Consider the following 18,421-nt stretch of genomic DNA (forward strand, 5'->3'; position numbering starts at 1 on the left):
GCAGCCCTCGAGCTCACCGCGCGCCCTCGAGCTTGAAGCCCTCTCTCCTCAAATACGCGAGGACTCCCTCGGGGAGTCTAACTCTGATGGTCGAGCCGGGGTTGCGCGGTAGATAGAAGGCTTTTGGGAATCTGGGGCCTTCGATTATAGCTCCCACTACCTCGCCGCTCGCGTCTCTCACCATCGTTATTTTGTAACCGTGCTTTATAACGGGCTCGTCCCGCTTTATCGCGATAGCGGGGCCCACTTCTTCTCCCGAAGAATATGATCGCGAGCGCGAAATAAATACCGCGCGAGCCTCGAGCGAGAGCGCTAGATGCCTCTCCTTCTGCCTCGGAGCAGGAAGTGAATGGGTCTGCCCAGCGCCAGCTGGCCGGCCTCGCGTAGGGCTTCGACCATCGTTGGGTGAGGCGCCACCGAGTCGGCTAAGCTGTTTAGGTCGAGGCCCGAGTCTATCGCAAGCGAGGCCGCGTAGATGATCTCGCCCGCGCCCGGCCCTATCGCATGAGCCCCCGTCAGCCTGAGAGTCAAGGGGTCGTAGACGAGCTTGAGGAATCCTTCTCCTCCGCTCTCAACGATAGCCCTCCCCAGCGAGCCGAACCTGAAGATGATGGATCGCCCCTCGCTAGCTCCCACGCTAGCGACCTCGGGGATCGAGAAGACGACGAAGGGCACGCTCTTGGAGAATTCAACCGTCTCCCCGCACATGTTCCTAGCAGCGACGATGCTCTGAGCGTAGGCCTTGTGAGCCAGCATCGGGTGTCCCACGACGTCACCGACGGCGTAGATCTTAGGGTTCGAGGTCCTCATCGTGGAGCTCACTTTCACGAACCCTCTTTCGTCCAGCTCGACGCCGCACTCCTCGAGCCCAATCCCGCGAGAAGAGGGCGCCCTCCCGGTGGCCACCACGGCAACGTCGGCCCTCGCGCGCTCCCCTCCCTCGAGGATCACCTCGACGGAGTCCTTAGACCTCTCGAGCCCGATCGTGGACGATGAGAGCCTTACGTTGATTCCCCTCTTGGAGAGGGCCTTGGCGAGATACGACGCGACGTCGGCGTCCACGCCCGGGAGGAGGCGGGGCGCGGCCTCGATGAGGGTGACCCTTGAACCGAGACTGGCCAAGATCGAGGCGAGCTCCACGCCGACTGCTCCTCCGCCGATCACGGCCACGCTCTCCGGGAGATCCCTCAGCTCCAGCAAGCCCCTCGAGTCTAGCACTCTCGTCCCGTCGGGCTCGAGGCCTTTGGGAAACGAGGGCTCGCTCCCCGTCGCGACGAGAACAGCTCTCTCCGCCTCGAGCACCACGATTTCTCCTCTCGAAGAGACCTCGACCTCGTCGCCCGGGGGCCTCAGCCGGCCCCGCCCCCAATAGATCTTCACGCCGTAGCCCTCGAGCAGCGTCTCGATTCCTTCGGAGATCCTCCCCCTGATCTCGTCGACCCAAGCCATCAGCTTCGCGAAGCTCTCGAGCCTGCAGCTGAGGCCCGGCGTAGAGGAGCCCTCGGCGAGGATCCTCGCGGCTCTCGCGAGAGCCTTCGTTGGTATGCAGCCGTAGTTCGCGCACTCCCCGCCCAGCCTGCGAGCCTCTACTAGGGCGACCGAGTGCCCTCTCCTCGCCAGCTCTATCGCGGCGGGGTAGCCCCCCAGACCTCCTCCGATCACCACGAAGTCGTAGCGAGGCACGAGGCTCTTCCCTCGCTGCTGTGCGAGAGAGCGGGAAATAAGCGGGCCCTCGGTCTGAGAATAAGCCTGGACGATCGCGTTGGGCTTAACGGAGGAGATTGTCGAGAGGGCCGCGGAGCTCTCGAGAGACTCTCAAAGCCTCGTTGCGTGGCTCGACCGATTCGCCGAGCGAGCGGCGACCCGAGGCAAGATCGTCGACGTCTCCCTCGAGGACTGGAGCTACATGTTCGTCGGAGACGTCCATGGCGATCTGGACTCGCTGATCCGCGCCCTCCGAGAGGCGGAGGCAAGGGGCTATCCCCACTCGCTCAGGCTTGTCTTCCTCGGCGACTACGTGGATAGAGGGCCCCATCAGATCGAGGCGGTGACGGTCGTCCTGCTCCTGCTCTCGTCTTACCCGGACAGCACGATAGCTCTGCGGGGGAACCACGAGCCTCCTCTCCACTTAGTGCCCCACCCGCACGATCTCCCCGTGCACTTGGCTAGGAGGCTCGGGCGCGTCGACGGCAGCAGGGTCTACTCGAGGCTCCTGAAGATCTTCGAGCTGCTCCCTCTGGCCGCGCTGGGCGACTGGGGCAGACTCGTCGCCCTCCACGGGGGTCTCCCGACACGAGGCTGGGACGTCGAGGGGCTCGGGCTGAGAGAATACTTGGGAGGAGAATCGGAGAGTTGGGTCGACGCCTACACGGAGATCCTCTGGAACGACCCGATCGAGAGCGACGTAGTCAGACTCGAGTCCCCCCGCGGCGTCGGGTATCTATGGGGCAGACCGGTCACGGAGGCGGCCAAGAGAAGAGGCGTCGAGCTCGTCGTGAGGGGGCACGAGCCCTGCGAGAAGGGCTATAAGCTAAACCATGGAGAGGCCGTTCTCACGCTCTTTAGCAGAAAGGGGCCTCCCTATTTCAACGAGAGAGCGTGCGTCTACTACGTCGAGAAACCAGAAAGGGGGCTCAAGTTCGACGGTTCGGGCCTCATATGTTGGTGAGCTCGAGGAGCTCGTCTATGAGCTTCAGCCCCGAGCCCGTGATCACGACGAGGGGCTCGTCCACGGCCTCCTCGGCCGACAGCTTCTCTAGAGCCGCGAGGGCAGCCGCCGACGTCGGCTCCGCCACGACGCCATAATCCCTTAGGCGAGCCGCGGCTCTCCTTATTTCCTCGTTCGTAGCGACCACCACGGTCCCTCTCGTGGCTCTCACCGCCTCTACCATCGCCCTCAGCCTGGGAGGCCTCTCTAGAGTCAGCCCGTCGGCCAGAGTGCTATCCTCGCGCGAGGAGGGCTTCTCGCCCCAGAAGGCCTCGTAGAGCGGTGGCACGGCTGAGCTCTGAACTGCGATGAGCCTAGGTAGCTCGTCTATGTAGCCCCACTCGCGCAGCTCTCGGAAACCCTTGTAGAGTCCCAGGAGCCCGGTCCCGCTCGAGACCGGGACGAAGACGTGGCTCGGGGATCCGCTCAGCTGTAGGAAGATCTCGTAGGCCAGAGTTTTCATCCCCTCTACGTGGTGAGGCATCGTCGTGTGCGGCAGATAGATCGCCCCTCTGCCCCTGGAGAGCTCTATGGCCAACGCTCTGGCGCTCTCTCTGCTCTCGGCCAGAGCCACCTCGGCCCCGCACAGCTCGACGAGCTTGAGCTTGCCCCTAGGCGCGGTTCTGGGCGTCACTATCAGGGCCTTGAGGCCGTGCGCTCTCGCGTAGCAAGCCAGCGACGCTCCGGCGTTGCCGGACGAGTCCTCGCAGACGACCCCGATCCCCCTCGCCAGCGCGGAGGCCAGAGCCACGGGAGTTCCTCGATCCTTGAACGAGCCCGTTGGATTTGCCGACTCGAGCTTGAGTAGAACTCTGGCTCCTCTCAGCCTGACCTCCCTCAGAGGCGTAGCGCCCTCCCCCAACGTCGGCTCGGGGCCCAGCTTGGGGAGCTGACGCGAGAAACACCAGACTCCTCTCCTGCATCTCACGAGCTCGGCCGGCTCCGGGAGCTCGGGGTCGACGTCGTACTCCAGCTCGAGCAGGGAGCCGCAGCGTGGGCACGAGAGGAGAGCGGGGTCCTCGGGCCCGCTCCAGCCGCAAGCCTGACATCTATATTTTGCCGCGTTCATAGAGTCCACAAAAAATCGCTTGGATCAGGCCGAAAAAATCTCGAGCACGAGGCCCGGAGCCTTGAGGGTCCTGATGGTCTACGACGTGGCCAGGTGGGAGGAGAAGGACATACGCAAGAAGTGCTCCGAGGAGGGATTGGAGCTCTCTCTCCTGGCGCTCCCCCTGGAACCGATCGAGCTCGGTCGACGAGTAGAAGCCGACGTCGCTCTCCAGAGGTGCGTGTCGTTCAACAGAGCTCTCTCCTCGACTCTGGCTCTCGAAGCCTCGGGCATGAGGGTCGTGAACTCTTCGAGCGCCTTGGCCGCGGCCGAGGACAAGGCCTGGGCTCACTCACTCGCCGCTCGAGCCGGCATAAGGGTGCCGAGGGCCTTCATAGCCTACGATTATAGGTCGGCGCTCAGAGCGGCCGATGCTCTGGGCTACCCGATCGTCGTGAAGCCCCTGCGCGGGAGCTGGGGCAGGCTCGTGCACATGGCGAGGGACCCCGAGGAGCTGAGGAGCATAGTCGAGCACAGACTGCTCATGGGAGAGCACTACAAGGCCATGTACGTGCAGGAGTTCATAGCGAAGCCGGGACGCGACATAAGGACGTTCTGCTTGGGGGGCAGAGTCGTTGCTGGCATCTACAGAGTGAGCGATCACTGGGTCACGAATACAGCCAGAGGGGGGAAGGCTGTTCCCCTGACCGCCGACCCGGAGCTCGAAGACCTAACAGTGAAAGCGTGCGAGGCCCTGGGCGTCGAGTTCGGTGGGGTGGACTTCGTCGAGGACCCGGCGAGAGGCTACATGTTGCTCGAGGTCAACGGGGTCCCCGAGTACAGAAACACCGTGAGAGTGACCGGCGTCGACGTGTCGAGGGAGCTGGCTAGATTCTTGAAGGAGAAGATCAAGAGGTGAGGCTCTCGTCTCATCAGCCCAGTTTCTCCGCTCTGCTCGGGCGATAGCTCGAGAGCAAGTAAGAGACCGCTCTTAGGTAGACCTCGACAGCCAGGGCGAGCTCGTCGACCGAGACTTTCTCTAGGCTCGTGTGAGCGAGAGAGGGGTCGCCCGGTCCGTAGGCGGCTATGCTCTCGGTCAGCGGGCCGAGGACGTTGAAGTCGCTGGTCCCAGCCTTTAGGGCGTAAGCGGGCTTGAGTCCCAGCTCCAGCAGAGCTCTCCCCAGGCTTCTCGGCACCGGATCCTGAGGTCTCACGGAGAAGGGACGCTCCATCGAGATGAGCCCCGAGCGGCAGTCTCTCTCCAGCGTGCTCTCGATTCTCGCGACCGCCTCCTCGACCGAGAAGCCGGGCGGAACGCGTAAGTCGACGACGCACTCCGCGGTCTCGGGCAGAGCCCTCGGGTCGCTCCCCGCCACTAGCACGGTCACGGCCGCAGTCACCTCTCTCGCGCTCCGCCCGCTCAGCTCCCGCAGCCTGAGGACGAAGGCCAGGAGCTTATCGAGAGCGGAGTCTCCCGCCCATGGTGAGGCCGGGTGCCCGCCCGCTCCCTCACAGAAGACTCGCAGCTTAGCTCCTCCTCTGTAGCCTATCGCCACCCTCGTCGCCCCCGTGGGCTCTCCTATCACGACGAAGGGCGGAACCCTCCTCCTCTCGGCGAGGCTCCTCGCTCCTCTGCTCTCGCCCTCCTCGTCAACGAGAGCTGCGACAGCTACAGGGAGAGCGGGGTCGCGCTCTGCGAGGAGGGCCAGAGCGGTCAACATCGAGGCGAGGGGGCCCTTCGCGTCGACGGCGCCCCTGCCCGATACTTCTCCGCCCTCCTCTCTGGGCTCGACAAAGCCCTCGATCGTGTCTATGTGTCCGGCGAGAAGCACGGAGGCTCTCCTCTCCGCCAGCGGAGGCGCGGCGAGCCCGTTACCCGCCTCGTCCACCCAAGCGTCGAGGCCCAGCCCTCTGGCCAGGTCCACGAAGACCGAGACGGCCTCGGCCTCGTGGCCCGTGGGGCTGTAGACCGATAGGAGCTCGACCAAGATCTTAGCAGCCGTGCTCCGCGCAAACGCACTCCGCGATTTTGTCGACAACCTCGTCCACCGTCTCGGCGTCGATCGTGTAGGGCGGCAGCAGCCTGAGCACCGAGGCTCCGGCTCTGAGGCTCAGCACTCCCCTCTCTTGGAGACACCTCATGACCTTGGCCGGCGGATACCTCAGCTCGACTCCCACCATTAGCCCTCTACCTCTCAGCCCCCTCACCGGACCGAGCCCCCGCACTCTGGACTCGAGCCTCGACCAGAGCCTCCCCGATACGGATGAGACCTTCTCGGGGACCGACTCCTCCAGGTAAACCTCAACGCTGGCCTTGACGGCGGCGAGAGCCATGGGGTTGGAGGCGTAGGTTGAGCCGTGCCTACCGTCGAGTAGCGAGGAAGCGACGTCCTCTCTCGTGAAGACCAGCGAGACAGGGAATCCTCCTCCTATCGCCTTCCCCGCCAGGACCACGTCGGGTTTGAGCCCGAGCTCCTCGTGGACCCAATTGACTCCTGCTCTCCCGAAGCCGCACTGAATCTCGTCGACGATGAGGAGGGCCCCCGTTTCTCTGGCCATTTCTTCGATGCTCTTGAGGAATGGTCTACTGCCCACGCTTAGACCTCCTTCGCCTTGGATCGGCTCTACGATCACGGCGGCGGCGTCCCTGGGGAAGACGTCTCGGATCTCCTCCGGGCTCGAGTTGTACTTGATGAAGGTCACGTCCTCGAGCGTGGGGAAGCCCGCTCTATATTTCGGCTCCCACGTCACGCTCAGGGCTCCGAGCGTTCTACCGTGGAAGGAGCCCGTGAAGGCCACGAGCCTCCTCCTGCCAGTAAAGGCCCACGCCATTTTGAGCGCCACCTCGACCGCCTCGGCCCCGCTGTTCTGGAAGATGACGCAGTTAGACGAGCGAGGGGCTATCTTATCGAGCACCTCGATCGTCTCGTCCTCGATGGGAGCTTTGAACGAGGGGCTGACCGTCATAATCTGACTCATTTGTTGAGCCAGAGCCCTCACCACCTTGGGATTGCTGTGGCCGAGGAAGGCCACGCCGTGCCCGGTGTGAGCGTCGACGTATCTCCTACCGTCTTTGTCCCAGACGTAGTGCAAGTAGCCTCGGACGAGCTCGAGGCCCCTATACTCGTAGAACCTGAAGACCTTGAGCATTCCGCCGCCCTCGAGAGTCGAGGACTCTGCGCTCGATGAGTCTTAAATTAATTGCTCAACTCAGATCCTCAACGATGATACGGAGCTTCAGGCTTCCCTCCACCTGCTCCTGTACGTGGCCGCGGCCGCCAGAAGAGCCGCCTCGACGAGTGCCACGAGCCAGGCCGCCGCCTCGCCGACGGGAAGCTCCTCCGGCCTCACCAGGCCGACCTCGACGTGTATCAGAGCGGCTGCGTTGCTCGTTGGGACGAGGAGCGAGGCTAGACGCAGAGCCCAGGGCAGGCGATCGATCGGGTAATATACGGGCGGCAGTATGGTCAGAGTGAACGTCAGTATCCCCAAGAGGGGCCAAACGAATCTCTCCTCTCTCACGAACGTGGCCAGGGTGAAGCCGAGGCAGGCCAGCGATGCCGTGGCCAACAACGTCGCGAACAGGACGCTCGGCGCGCTCTCGAGCCCGACGAGCTCTCTACTCACCATGAGCGCCCCGAATATGGCGAAGCCCGGGATCGCGAAGAGGAGGGAGCTCAGAACCAGGCCGGCCACGTAAGATAGAGGCCGCATGGGGCTGGCCACTAGCATGTCCTGGAGCTTAACGGTGTTCTTGTAGAAGACGGCGTCTCCCATGATGCCGAGGCCGTTGGAGGCGGCGGTCATCAAAAGCCCTCCGATGAGGGCGTAGTTCAGCGCCTCCTCCACCGCGAAGATCTTAATCATCATGAGGAGGCTCAACGGAGGAGCGAGATAGCTCAGCACCCAGAGCGGGTTCCTCCTGGCGGCCACCACGCCGTTCAGCCAGCCCAGGGCGAGGGCGGCTCTCGCCTGCCTCCTCAACTCTCTGAGGCGCGACATCGAGCCTCACCGCCTCAGCTCCTCGTTGATAAGAGGAAGAAGTCCTCGAGGGTTACCGGCGACATAGAGGCGGCGCAGCCTCTCGAGCTCAGCTCTTCAACGAGCTCCGCGGCGTCGGCAGCCCCATTCACGTAGACAACTATCGGCGGCTCGGAGCCCAGCACCTCGCCCCAAGACTTGAGGGCCTCCACGTCGCATTTGGACCTCACCTCGACTTTGTACTTTCTCCCGAGCGATGAGACCAAATCGAGTGGTCTGCCCTCGGCCAGTAGAGAGCCCTTATGTATCATCACGACCTTGTCGCTGAGGGCTTCGGCCTCCTCGACGTAGTGCGTCGTGAGCACGACGGTTCTGCCGCCCTCTTTGAGCTTAGTTATCTTGCTCCAGAGCCTTCTCCTGGAGAGAGGGTCCAGGCCCACGCTCGGTTCGTCTAGGAATAGAACCGGTGCGTCTGACGCTAGGACCGCGGCCAGCAGGACTCTCCTGATCATGCCTCCGCTCAGGCTCCATATCGACCTATTCCATAGGCTCCTGGGGACCTCCATCTCCTCTAGGACCTCTCTCGCTCTCTTCTCGGCCTCGGCGAAGCTCTCTCCCCTCATTACCTGAACTGCCTTCACGTATTCGCGCGGAGAGGGGAAGCCTAGGGGCCTCGCGTCCTGCGGCACCATAGCGATGAGCTCTCTGACTCTCCAAACCTCGTCGACCACGTCGTGCCCGAGAACCCTCACGGTGCCTCGCGTGGGCAGGAGCTGCGTGGCGGCGATCCTGAGGAACGTCGTCTTCCCCGCGCCGTTGCGACCGAGGAGAGCCGTTATGCTCCCGCTCTCGATATTGAACGTGATGCCTCTGAGAGCCTCGACGGGGCGTCGCCCCCTCGAGTATATCTTCCACAGAGACTCGGCCTCTATGGCGGATCTCATGGGAGCTTCACGCTCAAGGTGGGGGGAAAAGAGTTGGTCCCCCCGCCGGGATTTGAACCCGGGACCTGCCGGTCTCCGCGGAGCGCCCCACGGGGGCGCTCCAACAAGCCAGGCCCTCTCACTACAGCCGGCCGCTCTCCCGCTGAGCTACGGGGGGTTCGCGGGAGCAATCCTCACTCAAACACGAGCGTTAAATCATTTTGCTCCTCGAATTCGTTCCGCGCGCCTCGCGCGGCGGACTTCGCATCGTCGAGACCCCATTTCCGCCCTATCGCGGCGCGCCTCCTCCCGAGGCTCCGACGAGTCTGACTTTCAATATCTGGGCTCTCCCGACGCGGGGCGCGGAGAGCGCGGTTCCGTGGCCATTGAGGAGAAGTAGAGGATTCTGGTCTTCTCCGCCGGCTCTCCCTGTCCTCTGCAATAGAAGAAGGAGGAACCGTCGAGCTCTATCCTCCCGGTCTTGGCCGAGAGGAAGAAGTCGTAGACGGGGTAGAGCGGGAGCATGGAGCCCGGGACCCAATAGTGCATGGGGACCACGTAGACCGGCTTCACGAGCTCGGCTAGCTCCCAGGCCTCGTAGGGCTCGATGGTGAAGAAGCCCCCGACGGGAACCATGAGAAAATCCGGCCTGGGACCGGAGAGCTTCTCAATCAGATCTGGGGAAAGCGGGGCCCCGATGTCGCCGGCGTGGATCAGCGTGACTCCGTTGACTCTGAGTTTGTAGAGGGAGGTCAGTCCTCTCCTCCTTCCTCCTACTCTATCGTGAGGGGCCCTGAAGCCCTCGATCTCTACTTCCACTTCTCGCAGCTTGAGCCTTCTGAACCCCTCCAGCTCGACCAACACGAGGGAGTCCGGCTTAGAGACGATGGAGACCGCGTCGTGGTCGAAGTGCTTGTGTGTCACGAGCACGAGGTCCGCCGGCTTGCTGGGCCTTCCGAGCCCCACGCTCTCGCCGTCGTGAGGGTCCAAGCATATTCTGAGGTCTCCCACCTCTACGTAGAAGCAAGAGTGACCGCAGTACTCCAGCACGACGCACCCGGGCCTCGAGGAGCTCACGCCGCGACCCTCAGGAACCTGGAAACGGCCTCATCTACCGAGGTCCCGAAGAAGTAGATCAGGTCCTCTCGCCCGAAGCTCCCAGTCTCCGCGATCACGTCCGGGACCCGGCTCGTCGGATCGGCCGAAGCGTTCCTAACGAGCTCGGCCGCTCTGGCCTCGAGCTCCTCCGGCTCCTTTTTGCCTCTCCAGTCGTGGACGTAAACGATCAGCCCCCTCTTCTCGGCGGCCTCGACGAGTTCTCTCGAGAACGCCACGGCCAGGGCCGCTCTGTGGGGCCAGCCCGCTCTCGTCGCCTCGAGTAGGAGAGAAGCCGCTCTGTCCCCCGAGGCCCCGAAGACGGGAGGAGACGCCGCCCGCAGCTCGCTCCCCACGAGCGCTAGGCCACCGGGGATCGAGGCCACCTCGTCGATTCCTCTCACGTACCACGGGGGGAGGCAGGCCGCGATCCTGATCTTGGACTCGGGCACGTGCCCGACCACCACGTCTAGCTTCTCGTTGAGCCTTCTCACCGCCTCGGTGAGTGAGCGAGCTATCCTGTGTTTCTCGGCGTCCATAACGACGAAGTACATCGGATTGACCGGGCAGTGCCCTCCACCAACCCTGTAGCTGTATTTTATCGCCCCAGTGATGAATTCCTTGGCCTTCGCGATCGCCTCGATGGGGTCTAGGCCCAACGCGATATAGGCGGCGATGGCGGCGCTGAAGCTGCAGCCGGTCCCGTGAGTGCAGGCCTCCTCTTCGGGGATTCTCGGCGCTCTCAAGATCCTGGCGCTCGCTCCGTCGTGGACCACGTCGATGCTCTCCTCGCCGGCTAAATGTCCCCCCTTGATCACGACGATGCGGGGGCGCAGCTCCTCGATTATCTTCTTCGCCGCTCGAACGGCATCGTCTAGGCTCCTTATCTCTATGCCCGAGAGGGCCTCGGCCTCCATTCTATTGGGCGTCACGACCGTAGCGAGAGGAAGGAGCTCTCTCGTGAGAGCCTCCACGGCGTCCTCCCTCAAGAGCCTCGCCCCGCTCTTGGCTATCATAACGGGGTCGACAACGAGGGGGAAGCCGTACTCGCTCACCTTCTTAGCGACGACGGAGACTATGGCGGAGTTGCTCAGCATGCCCGTCTTAGCGGCGTCGACTCCTATGTCCTGAGCCACTGCGTCTATCTGGAGAGCCACCATCTCCGGGCTCACGTCGTATATCCCGCGCACCTCGAGCGTATTCTGAGCAGTGATGCTCGTGATGGCGCTCATGCCGTGCACTCCTAGAGCGGCGAACGTCTTGAGGTCGGCCTGAATTCCCGCTCCTCCGCCCGAATCGCTTCCAGCTATCGTGAGGGCCCTCGGAGGGCTCCGCTCCGCTCTCCGCGTCCGGGCGGAGCAGACCACTCGAGACACCGCTGATCGATCGATGAGCGCGCTTTAATTAGCGTGAGTTCCCCGCCGAGTAGCAAGGCCTTGAGCCGCGTCGCCGTGGTGGGCGCTGGGCCCTGGGGTCTCTTGCTAGCCGAGAGCCTCGCGTCGTCGAACTGCGATGTAGTCGTGTTCGAGGAGCACTCGAGGGTAGGCCCGCCTAGGCACTGCGCCGGCATAGTATCGACGCGCGTCTTCTCGTCTCTCGGAGAGCCGATCGAGTGCGTCGAGGCCGAGCACCGCTCTCTCCGCGTAGTGACGCGCTTGGGGGGAGAGCTGAGGCTTAGAGGATCTCCCCTCCTCGTCTCGCTCGAGAGAGTCTGTCTCGAGGAGGTCCTGCTCGAGCGTGCCGAGAGAGCGGGGGCCGACGTGAGGTTGGGCGTCAGGGTCGAGAGGTTCGGCGAGAAGGGAGAGGTCGTGGTCGAGGGAGGGGTCGAGAGGTTTGACCACGTGGTCCTGGCCTTCGGGGCTAGGTCGGAGCTCTCGCCTCTCCTCTGGGAGAGGGTCCGAAGCGGTCTGCCCGGCCTCAACGCCGTGGTCGAGCTCGAGGAGCCTCCTCTCGACGGGAGCGAGGTCCTGGTCCTCGTTGATCACTCTATAGCGCGCGGCTTCTTCTCGTGGTTCGCGCCGCTCGGCGGCAGGAGAGCTCTAGTAGGCCTGGCCTCCGAGAGCTGGAGAGGGGGTCGCCGAAGGCTCGAGGCGGCGGTGAAGGCGGCGGTCGGGGCTAAGGTGAGGTCTTTCCTCAACCTCTTCGGAGGCGTGGTCCTCCGAGGTCCTCCGCTTCGCAGACTGTGGGCCGGGAGAGTCACCGTCGTGGGAGACGCCGGGGGTCTCGTCAAGCCTCTAACGGGCGGAGGCCTCTACTCGGCCTCTCTCGTGGCCGAGAGAGTCAAGGGAGCCAGCTGCGAGGAGGCTCTGCGTGAGCTCAGGCTAGCGCTGAGCGATGAGGCGAGGAGGCTCAGGCTGTCGAGGCCTCTTGCCGAGATCGTGCACGACCCGGCCAACGAGGGCCTCGTGGACTCTATAATCTCGGCGCTGGGCTCGAGCGGTCTCCCCGAGCTCCTCGACTTCGACGAGCACGAGCGCGTGCTGTCGCTGCTCGCGAGGGATCTTCGCCTAGCGACTCGGGTGGCTTTGACTCTGATCGCGCGCGGCTCCAGGCTCGATAACGCTCGCAGACTGCTCGAGCTGGCGCTGGAGCTGGCGAGTCCTAGTGTGCCCCGCCCTACCGTCTCGCGTCCATCTTCATCTGCCAAGCGGCATCGTCCGCGAGCGTGAGAGAGGCGGGGCCATAATTTTTTCCGTGGAGTTCTTGGTTAAAAGCCGAGCGTGGCCGATTTGAAGGTCTACACGGATAAATTCGTCCTCTCCCCCGGACCTACCGAAATACCCGACGAGATCAGGCTGGCTCTGGCCAGGAAAACAACGAACCCGGACCTCGACCCAGACTTCAGGCAGGAGTACGAGCAAGCCTCGAGGAAGCTCGCGGCCCTGCTGGGCGCTCTAGAACACGACGTCTTAATCATGATGGGCGAGGCCATGTTGGGCCTCGAGGCGTCGGTAGTTAGCCTTCTCGACCGAGGGCAGAAGGCTATAATCGTGTCCAACGGCGTCTTCGGCGAAGGCTTCGCTGAGTTAGTTAGAGCTCACGGAGCCATCCCCGTCGAGGTGAGGCTCGACTGGAGGAGGAGGCTCGACGCCTCAAAGGTGGCCGAGGCCTTGGACTCGAACCCCGACGCGAGGGTCGTATACGCAGTCCACTGCGAGACTCCCACGGGCGTCCTCAACGGGCTCGAAGAACTAGGCAGAATCGCCTCGAGAAGCGGAGCTGTTCTGGTCGTGGATTGCGTCTCGAGCGCCGGGGGGGCCAGAATCGAGGCCTCGGCTTGGAACATCGACGTACTGATCGTGGGGAGCCAGAAGGCCCTGAATCTGCCGAGCGGCCTCACGATCATGGCGATCAACGAGAAGGCGTGGGAGGCGATTGAGAAGAGGAGGCCCGGCGGCTTCTACCTCAACCTGGCCCTCTGGAGGAGCTACGCCAGAGGCGCCGCCGAGATGCCTCCCCACACACTGAGCGACAGCATGGTCTACGCCCTCAACGCGTCGCTGGACGCCTTCTTCAGAGAAGGCCCGACCAACGTCTTCGCTAGGCACGAGCTCGCGAAGAGGGCTTGCTGGAGGGCCGCCGAGGCCTTGGGGCTCGAGCCCTATCCGTCTTCCGAAGAGGACGCGAGCCCGACCGTGACGGCTCTCCTGGCTCCGGAGAGTGTGAACTCCGAGGCTCTCAGGCTCAAGGTGTGGAGGAAGTGCGGGATCATGCTGGGAGGGGGAGTGGGGCCCCTCAGGGGGAGGGTCATCCGGGTGGGTCACATGGGCTTCACCGCCTCGAGGAGCCACGTGATCCTCGCCATCTCGGCCTTGGCCAGGGGGCTCGTCGACGAGGGGCTCATCTCTCGTAGAGATTACGCGGCAGCGATCGAGGCGGCGGAGTCCGTCTTCGAGTAGCGCGCCCCTAGAGGGGCGCCGAGACCATCAAAGAGAAAACGGCCCGAGGCCTCTCCACAGCGGGGACGAGCTCGATTGAGCGAGGCTCCTCTCAGCGACAGCGAGAGGAGGGTTCTGTCGGCTCTCCTCTCGAGCGGGGGCTCGGCTTGGCTCGATGAGCTCTCGGAGACCTCGGGGCTCCCCCCCTCGACTCTCGCCAGCGTGGTCGAGCTCCTCAAGCTGAGGGGGCTCGTCCGCGAAGAGCTCGTGATCGAGGAGAAGGTCGAGGTAACGAGGCTGGGAGCTGAGGCTCTCGAACGAGGTCTCCCCGAGGAGAGGCTCGTCGAGTTGCTCTCGAGAACCGGCGGATCACTCGATGCGGCCGAGGCCTCGAGGATCTTGGGCGAGGAGGCCTCCGTGGCAATAGGCGAGGCCAGGCGCAGAGGGCTGGTCTCGCTCGAGGGGAGGGAGCTGAGACTCGTTGAGGGGGCCGCGGAGAGGGTCTTCAGGCTCCGCGCCGCTCTGATCTCCGCGGCTCGAGGAGAAAGGGCGAGAGACGAGGAGGTCCTCAAAGAGCTCGAGGAGAGGAGGCTGGTCAAGAGAGTCCTCAGGCGACGGAGGAGAGTGGTCGCCGAAGTCTCGGCAGCAAGAAGAGCGCTGGAGACGACGAGGCCCGCGCTGACGAGGCTCACGTCGGAGGACCTCGTCACGGGGAGATGGAGAGCGGCCGAGCTCAAGGCCTATAACGTAGAGGCGGAGCCTCCTCGCCTGTGGCCTGGCGAGCCGCACCCGATGAGCGAGTTCGTCGAGTACGTCAGGAGCGTGCTCTTCGAGATGGGCTTCACCGAGGTGGCGGGGCCCTTCGTCGAGCAAGAGTTCTGGAATTTCGATGTGCTCTTCCAGGCTCAGGACCACCCCTCGCGCGAGATACACGACACGTTCTGGCTGAAGCACAGAGTGGGGAAGATCATTGGGTCGAGCCGCGAGCTCGTCGAGAGAGTCAGGGCGGTGCACGAGCGCGGGGGGTCCTGCGGCAGCACGGGGTGGATGGTGGAGTGGAGCGAGGAGATCGCGTCTAGGCTCGTGCTCAGGACTCAGATGACTAGCTCCACGATCAGGGCTCTCATATCGGGGCTCGAGCCGCCCTTCAGGGTCTTCTCGATAGGCAAGGTCTTCAGGCCAGAGAAGATAGACCCGAAGAGGCTCCCCGAGTTCCACCAGCTCGATGGGATAATCGGCGAGGAGGGGATGAGCTTCTCCGTGTTGCTCGGAACGTTGAGAGAGCTCTTCGAGAGGCTCGGCTTCGAGAGAGTCAAGTTCAGACCGGCCTATTTCCCCTTCACCGAGCCGAGCGTCGAAGGCTACGTCTGGATCGATGGCAGAGGATGGGTCGAGGTCTTCGGGGCCGGCATGTTCAGGCCGGAGGTCTTGGAGATTGCCGGTTTCGAGGGGGAAGTGGGGGCGTGGGGGATGGGGCTCGATAGATTGGCTATGAGCTTTTTCGGAGTCGACGACATAAGGCTCCTGTACTCGAGAGATGCCTCCAAGGTGAGGGAGCTGAGCGCTAAGTGCAGGCTCAGGCAATTAGCGAGGGCGACGTGACGTGCCCGTCGTCGCTTTCAGGATTTCTAGGCTCGACGAGCTGACCGGAGAAGCCGCGAAGCCGCTGGAGTTGACCGAGATACTTGCTCGCCTCAAGTGCGAGGTCGAGGAGGTCGACCCGAGGGCCGACAGACTGGTCGTCGAAGTGACCTCGGACAGGCCGGACCTCCTGGCCCCCGAGGGCTTGGCCAGAGCCCTCAAGGGCGTCGCGGGCGCTGAGAGGGGGCTCCCAAAGCTGCGGGTCGCAGGCAGCGGCTTCTCCCTGCGGTCGGAGGCCCCCTCCTCCAGGCCCTACATAGCCGTCGGAATTCTCGAGGGCTACGAGCTCGACGAGGGCAAACTCGTCGAATTGATACAGTTCCAGGAAAAACTCCACGCGACGGTGGGGAGGGGGAGGAGGAAGGTGGCGATAGGGCTCCACGCGCTCGAGAAGCTACCCAGAGGAGAGGTGCTCTACGCGGAGGTCGACATACGCGAAGTCGAGATGACGCCTCTGGGGAGCTCCGAGAGGTTGAAGATCGAAGAGGTGCTGCGGAGCACCGAGCAGGGGGCGAAGTACGGGACCATCAGCCTTCGAAGCGGGAGATACCATCCGGCCATCCTGGTGGACGGCGAGGTGATAAGCCTGCCTCCAGTGATAAACTCGGAGCTGACGAGGCTCGAGCCCGGCTCCAAGGGGCTCTTCGTCGATGTCACAGGCACGAGTTGGCGCGCTGTCTCGAAGACGCTCGATCTCCTCCTCAGCGTCCTCTCGGAGGAGAGAGGGACGAGAATAGGGCTCGTCGAGGTCAAGACCGGTTCCCCGGCCCCCCGGCTCCCCGAGCTCTCGCGAGGTACCATGAAGGTCGAGTCGTCATACGTGAGTAGGAAGCTAGGCCTTAGGCTCGAGGCCCCCAAGATAGCTGAGCTCCTCGAGGTCATGAGGTGGGGGGCCGAGGCGAGAGGAGACGAAGTGATTGCCATCTATCCGGAGCACAGAATCGATATACTCCACCCCGTCGACCTAGTGGAGGACGTGGCTATAGCATACGGGTACGACGAGCTACCGGCCGAGCCGCCGAGGGCTCGAGCGAAGCCGAGGAGGTTGAAGAGCCTCGAGCTCTCGAGGAGGCTCTCTCTCCTGGCCGTGGGCCTGGGCTTCCTGGAGCTGAGAACGTTCGTCCTAGTACCCTCGAGACTCTCTAAGCTCTCCCTCTCGCTGATTCGCGGAGCAGCCAATATATTAGAGCTGGTCAACCCAGTCGTCGAGGACATGGACTCCGTGAGGCCTTCGATCATCCCGTCGCTCCTCCTGAGCCTGAGAGAAAATCAGAGGAATCCTCTGCCCCTCAAGCTCTTCGAGGTGGGTGACGTGGCCTACGTGGCCGAGGACGGCGCGGTCGAGATCGATAGGAGTCTCGGCCTCGCGGTGATGGATCACAGCGTGAGCTTCGAGGATGCCCAGGGCCCCCTCTTCTCCATTCTCAGAGGCCTGGGCCTAGAGCCCTCCACTAAGAGGAGGAGCGGAGGGGGGCTGCTGACCGAGGGAAGAGCTGCAGACGTCTTCGTTCGGGGCGAGCTCGTTGGGGCGGTGGGCGAGGTCGACCCGGGGCTTCTGACCGAGCTCGACATAAAGTATCCGGCGGCCATCGCCGAGGTGCGCCTCGGCGCTATCGAGAGGCTGCTCGGGCTCAAATAACCCTCCTGTACAAGTAGTACAGCAGCCCCTTCTGGATGTGCAGCCTGTTCTCGGCTTGGTCCCATACAACGCTCGAGGGTCCGTCCAAGACCTCGTCTGTCACCTCCTCGCCCCTCTTGGCTGGGAGGCAGTGCATGAAGATCGCCGCTGGCGAGGCCGACCTCATGAGCTTCGCGTCGACGCGATAGGGCTCTAACAGCTTGACCCTCCATTCTCGCTCCGGCTCGCAGCCCATGCTCACCCAAACGTCGGTGTAGACTACGTCGGCTCCGGTCACGGCTTCTTTGGGGTCTTCGAATAGTCTGACCGAGGCTCCCGAGGACCTCGCCAGCTCTTCAGCTCTCGAGATCACGTCCTCGCTCGGCCAAAGGGGCCTCGGAGACGCGAGCCTCAAGTCGAGGCCTAGAGCAGCGCCGGCGAGCAGGAGGCTCACGAAGACGTTGCTCCTACCGTCTCCCACGAGCGCCAGCGAGACGCCGGTCAACCTGCCGAGCTTCTCTCTCACCGTCATGAGATCCCCGAGGGCTTGGACCGGGTGCTCTCTATCGCTCAGCGCATTTATCACGGGGACGGAGGCGTTGTCCGCGAGTTCCACCAAGTGTTGATGCTTAGAGACTCTCGCCACGATCCCATCAACGTACCTCGATAGAGTCCTGGCCGTGTCGGCGACGGTCTCGCCGCGGGCAAGCTGAAGCTCGCTCGAATAGAGCACTATGGGGTGGCCGCCGAGCTGTCTCACCGCGAGCTCGAAGCTCACTCTCGTCCTGGTGCTCGGCCTCTCGAATAGAAGCGCTATGCTCTTGCCCTCGAGGACTCCGACGGTCCTTCTGCCCTCATAGTATAGCCTCTTGAAGTGCAGCCCGAGCTCTACCACTTCGAGCATCTCGGAGGGCTCGAGATCCAGGACGCTCAGGAGGCGGGGGGGTCTGTGGCTCAAAGAGGAGGACCACCGGGTAAGGCGAGGATCCGGGGGAAATAAGCGCGGCGCGACGCGCGAGGCAGAGGCGGTCGCCGATGTCGCGCGCGAGGCGCGCGTGCCCCCTTAAAAACTTTTCTCAGACGCCATTCATTGTTGGGTATAGACGTTGAGAGCTCGAGCCAAGAGAGCCCAAGTGTACGGGAAATTGAAGAAGGTCTACGACGACGGAGAAGTCACCGTGGTGCTCGCGCCGAACGAGCTCGAGCTCGAGACTATACTGATCGACATAATCAATGAGCTAGGCGGCGCCGCGACGGTGCGCGATATACACTCCTTTCTCGAGGCCATAGCGAGCGAGGAGAAGATCAGGAAAGTCCTCCACAAGCTCGTCTCGAGAGGGCTGGTCCGCCAGCATCGCGATGGGAGGTACGAGCTCGTGAAGCCTATCGTGACGGGGAGAGCCGAGTGACTTAGGCGAGCAAGTGCCCCCACGAGCTCTCGGCGCTCTATCGACACGAAGCCCGCGTGAGCGGATTTCGCAGGTCCGCGAAACTTCCGTCGATACGGTTTTAAGTCATCAGACCTCCCAC

General features: G+C 63.4%; 17 protein-coding genes and 1 tRNA gene. 7 read left to right on the top strand and 11 right to left on the bottom strand.

Annotation, left to right across the window (positions count from 1 at the left end):
- Nucleotides 1-13: 13 nt before the first annotated feature.
- Together QXU97_03980 and QXU97_03985 are read right to left on the bottom strand one after the other, a co-directional pair.
- The gene (locus QXU97_03980) at nt 14-247 is read right to left on the bottom strand and encodes a hypothetical protein (GenBank protein ID MEM4035753.1); all 234 of its coding nucleotides are present in this window, start codon (nt 245-247) and stop codon (nt 14-16) included.
- Nucleotides 248-312: 65 nt separating this feature from the next.
- Nucleotides 313-1,683, bottom strand: a complete 1,371-nt coding sequence (locus QXU97_03985; protein MEM4035754.1) for an NAD(P)/FAD-dependent oxidoreductase — start codon at nt 1,681-1,683, stop codon at nt 313-315.
- Nucleotides 1,684-1,762: 79 nt separating this feature from the next.
- Between QXU97_03985 and QXU97_03990 the strand changes: the two genes are divergently transcribed.
- Nucleotides 1,763-2,668 carry a metallophosphoesterase family protein gene (locus tag QXU97_03990; protein MEM4035755.1) on the top strand — a complete coding sequence of 302 codons (906 nt, stop codon included), beginning with the start codon at nt 1,763-1,765 and terminating at the stop codon, nt 2,666-2,668.
- Here QXU97_03990 and QXU97_03995 read toward each other — a convergent pair.
- A complete protein-coding gene (locus QXU97_03995) occupies nt 2,655-3,776 on the bottom strand; it encodes a pyridoxal-phosphate dependent enzyme (protein MEM4035756.1) in 1,122 nt (373 codons plus the stop codon). The two genes, QXU97_03990 and QXU97_03995, sit on opposite strands and share 14 nt — an antisense overlap.
- Nucleotides 3,777-3,837: 61 nt before the next feature.
- Between QXU97_03995 and lysX the strand changes: the two genes are divergently transcribed.
- Complete coding sequence (gene lysX / locus QXU97_04000) at nt 3,838-4,674, top strand: lysine biosynthesis protein LysX (GenBank protein ID MEM4035757.1); 837 nt, start codon at nt 3,838-3,840, stop codon at nt 4,672-4,674.
- Between the two features lie 13 nt (nt 4,675-4,687).
- Here the strand turns inward: lysX and QXU97_04005 are convergent, their stop codons facing one another.
- From QXU97_04005 to QXU97_04035, 7 genes are all read right to left on the bottom strand, one after another.
- Nucleotides 4,688-5,743, bottom strand: coding sequence for a M20/M25/M40 family metallo-hydrolase (locus QXU97_04005; protein MEM4035758.1), 1,056 nt, complete (start codon nt 5,741-5,743; stop codon nt 4,688-4,690).
- 4 nt (nt 5,744-5,747) lie between these two features.
- Complete coding sequence (locus QXU97_04010) at nt 5,748-6,905, bottom strand: aspartate aminotransferase family protein (protein MEM4035759.1); 1,158 nt, start codon at nt 6,903-6,905, stop codon at nt 5,748-5,750.
- A gap of 87 nt (nt 6,906-6,992) precedes the next feature.
- Nucleotides 6,993-7,757, bottom strand: a complete 765-nt coding sequence (locus tag QXU97_04015; GenBank protein MEM4035760.1) for an ABC transporter permease — start codon at nt 7,755-7,757, stop codon at nt 6,993-6,995.
- A 14-nt stretch (nt 7,758-7,771) separates the two neighbouring features.
- Nucleotides 7,772-8,680 carry an ABC transporter ATP-binding protein gene (locus QXU97_04020; GenBank protein ID MEM4035761.1) on the bottom strand — a complete coding sequence of 303 codons (909 nt, stop codon included), beginning with the start codon at nt 8,678-8,680 and terminating at the stop codon, nt 7,772-7,774.
- A 34-nt stretch (nt 8,681-8,714) separates the two neighbouring features.
- Nucleotides 8,715-8,837: transfer RNA gene (locus QXU97_04025), tRNA-Tyr, on the bottom strand.
- A 155-nt stretch (nt 8,838-8,992) separates the two neighbouring features.
- Nucleotides 8,993-9,736: an MBL fold metallo-hydrolase gene (locus tag QXU97_04030; GenBank protein MEM4035762.1), complete on the bottom strand. Its 744-nt coding sequence runs from the start codon at nt 9,734-9,736 to the stop codon at nt 8,993-8,995.
- Complete coding sequence (locus QXU97_04035) at nt 9,733-11,121, bottom strand: bifunctional hydroxymethylpyrimidine kinase/phosphomethylpyrimidine kinase (protein ID MEM4035763.1); 1,389 nt, start codon at nt 11,119-11,121, stop codon at nt 9,733-9,735. Before QXU97_04035 ends, QXU97_04030 begins: the two co-directional genes overlap by 4 nt.
- A 42-nt stretch (nt 11,122-11,163) precedes the next feature.
- On the opposite strand from QXU97_04035, the gene QXU97_04040 reads away from it, so the two are divergent.
- The 4 genes from QXU97_04040 (at nt 11,164) to pheT (ending at nt 16,912) form a co-directional block, all read left to right on the top strand.
- Complete coding sequence (locus QXU97_04040; protein ID MEM4035764.1) at nt 11,164-12,423, top strand: NAD(P)/FAD-dependent oxidoreductase; 1,260 nt, start codon at nt 11,164-11,166, stop codon at nt 12,421-12,423.
- Between the two features lie 60 nt (nt 12,424-12,483).
- On the top strand, nt 12,484-13,653 hold the full coding sequence (locus QXU97_04045; protein MEM4035765.1) for an alanine--glyoxylate aminotransferase family protein: 1,170 nt from the start codon (nt 12,484-12,486) through the stop codon (nt 13,651-13,653).
- 75 nt (nt 13,654-13,728) lie between these two features.
- The gene (locus QXU97_04050; protein MEM4035766.1) at nt 13,729-15,234 is read left to right on the top strand and encodes a phenylalanine--tRNA ligase subunit alpha; all 1,506 of its coding nucleotides are present in this window, start codon (nt 13,729-13,731) and stop codon (nt 15,232-15,234) included.
- A gap of 1 nt (nt 15,235) precedes the next feature.
- Nucleotides 15,236-16,912: a phenylalanine--tRNA ligase subunit beta gene (gene pheT, locus QXU97_04055; protein ID MEM4035767.1), complete on the top strand. Its 1,677-nt coding sequence runs from the start codon at nt 15,236-15,238 to the stop codon at nt 16,910-16,912.
- Here pheT and argF read toward each other — a convergent pair.
- Nucleotides 16,905-17,849, bottom strand: coding sequence for an ornithine carbamoyltransferase (gene argF, locus QXU97_04060; protein ID MEM4035768.1), 945 nt, complete (start codon nt 17,847-17,849; stop codon nt 16,905-16,907). The two genes, pheT and argF, sit on opposite strands and share 8 nt — an antisense overlap.
- A gap of 148 nt (nt 17,850-17,997) precedes the next feature.
- Between argF and QXU97_04065 the strand changes: the two genes are divergently transcribed.
- A complete protein-coding gene (locus tag QXU97_04065; protein ID MEM4035769.1) occupies nt 17,998-18,300 on the top strand; it encodes a BlaI/MecI/CopY family transcriptional regulator in 303 nt (100 codons plus the stop codon).
- Nucleotides 18,301-18,421 lie beyond the last annotated feature (121 nt).

Source organism: Fervidicoccaceae archaeon (genome assembly GCA_038878695.1).
Classification (GTDB): domain Archaea; phylum Thermoproteota; class Thermoprotei_A; order Sulfolobales; family Fervidicoccaceae; genus JAVZVD01.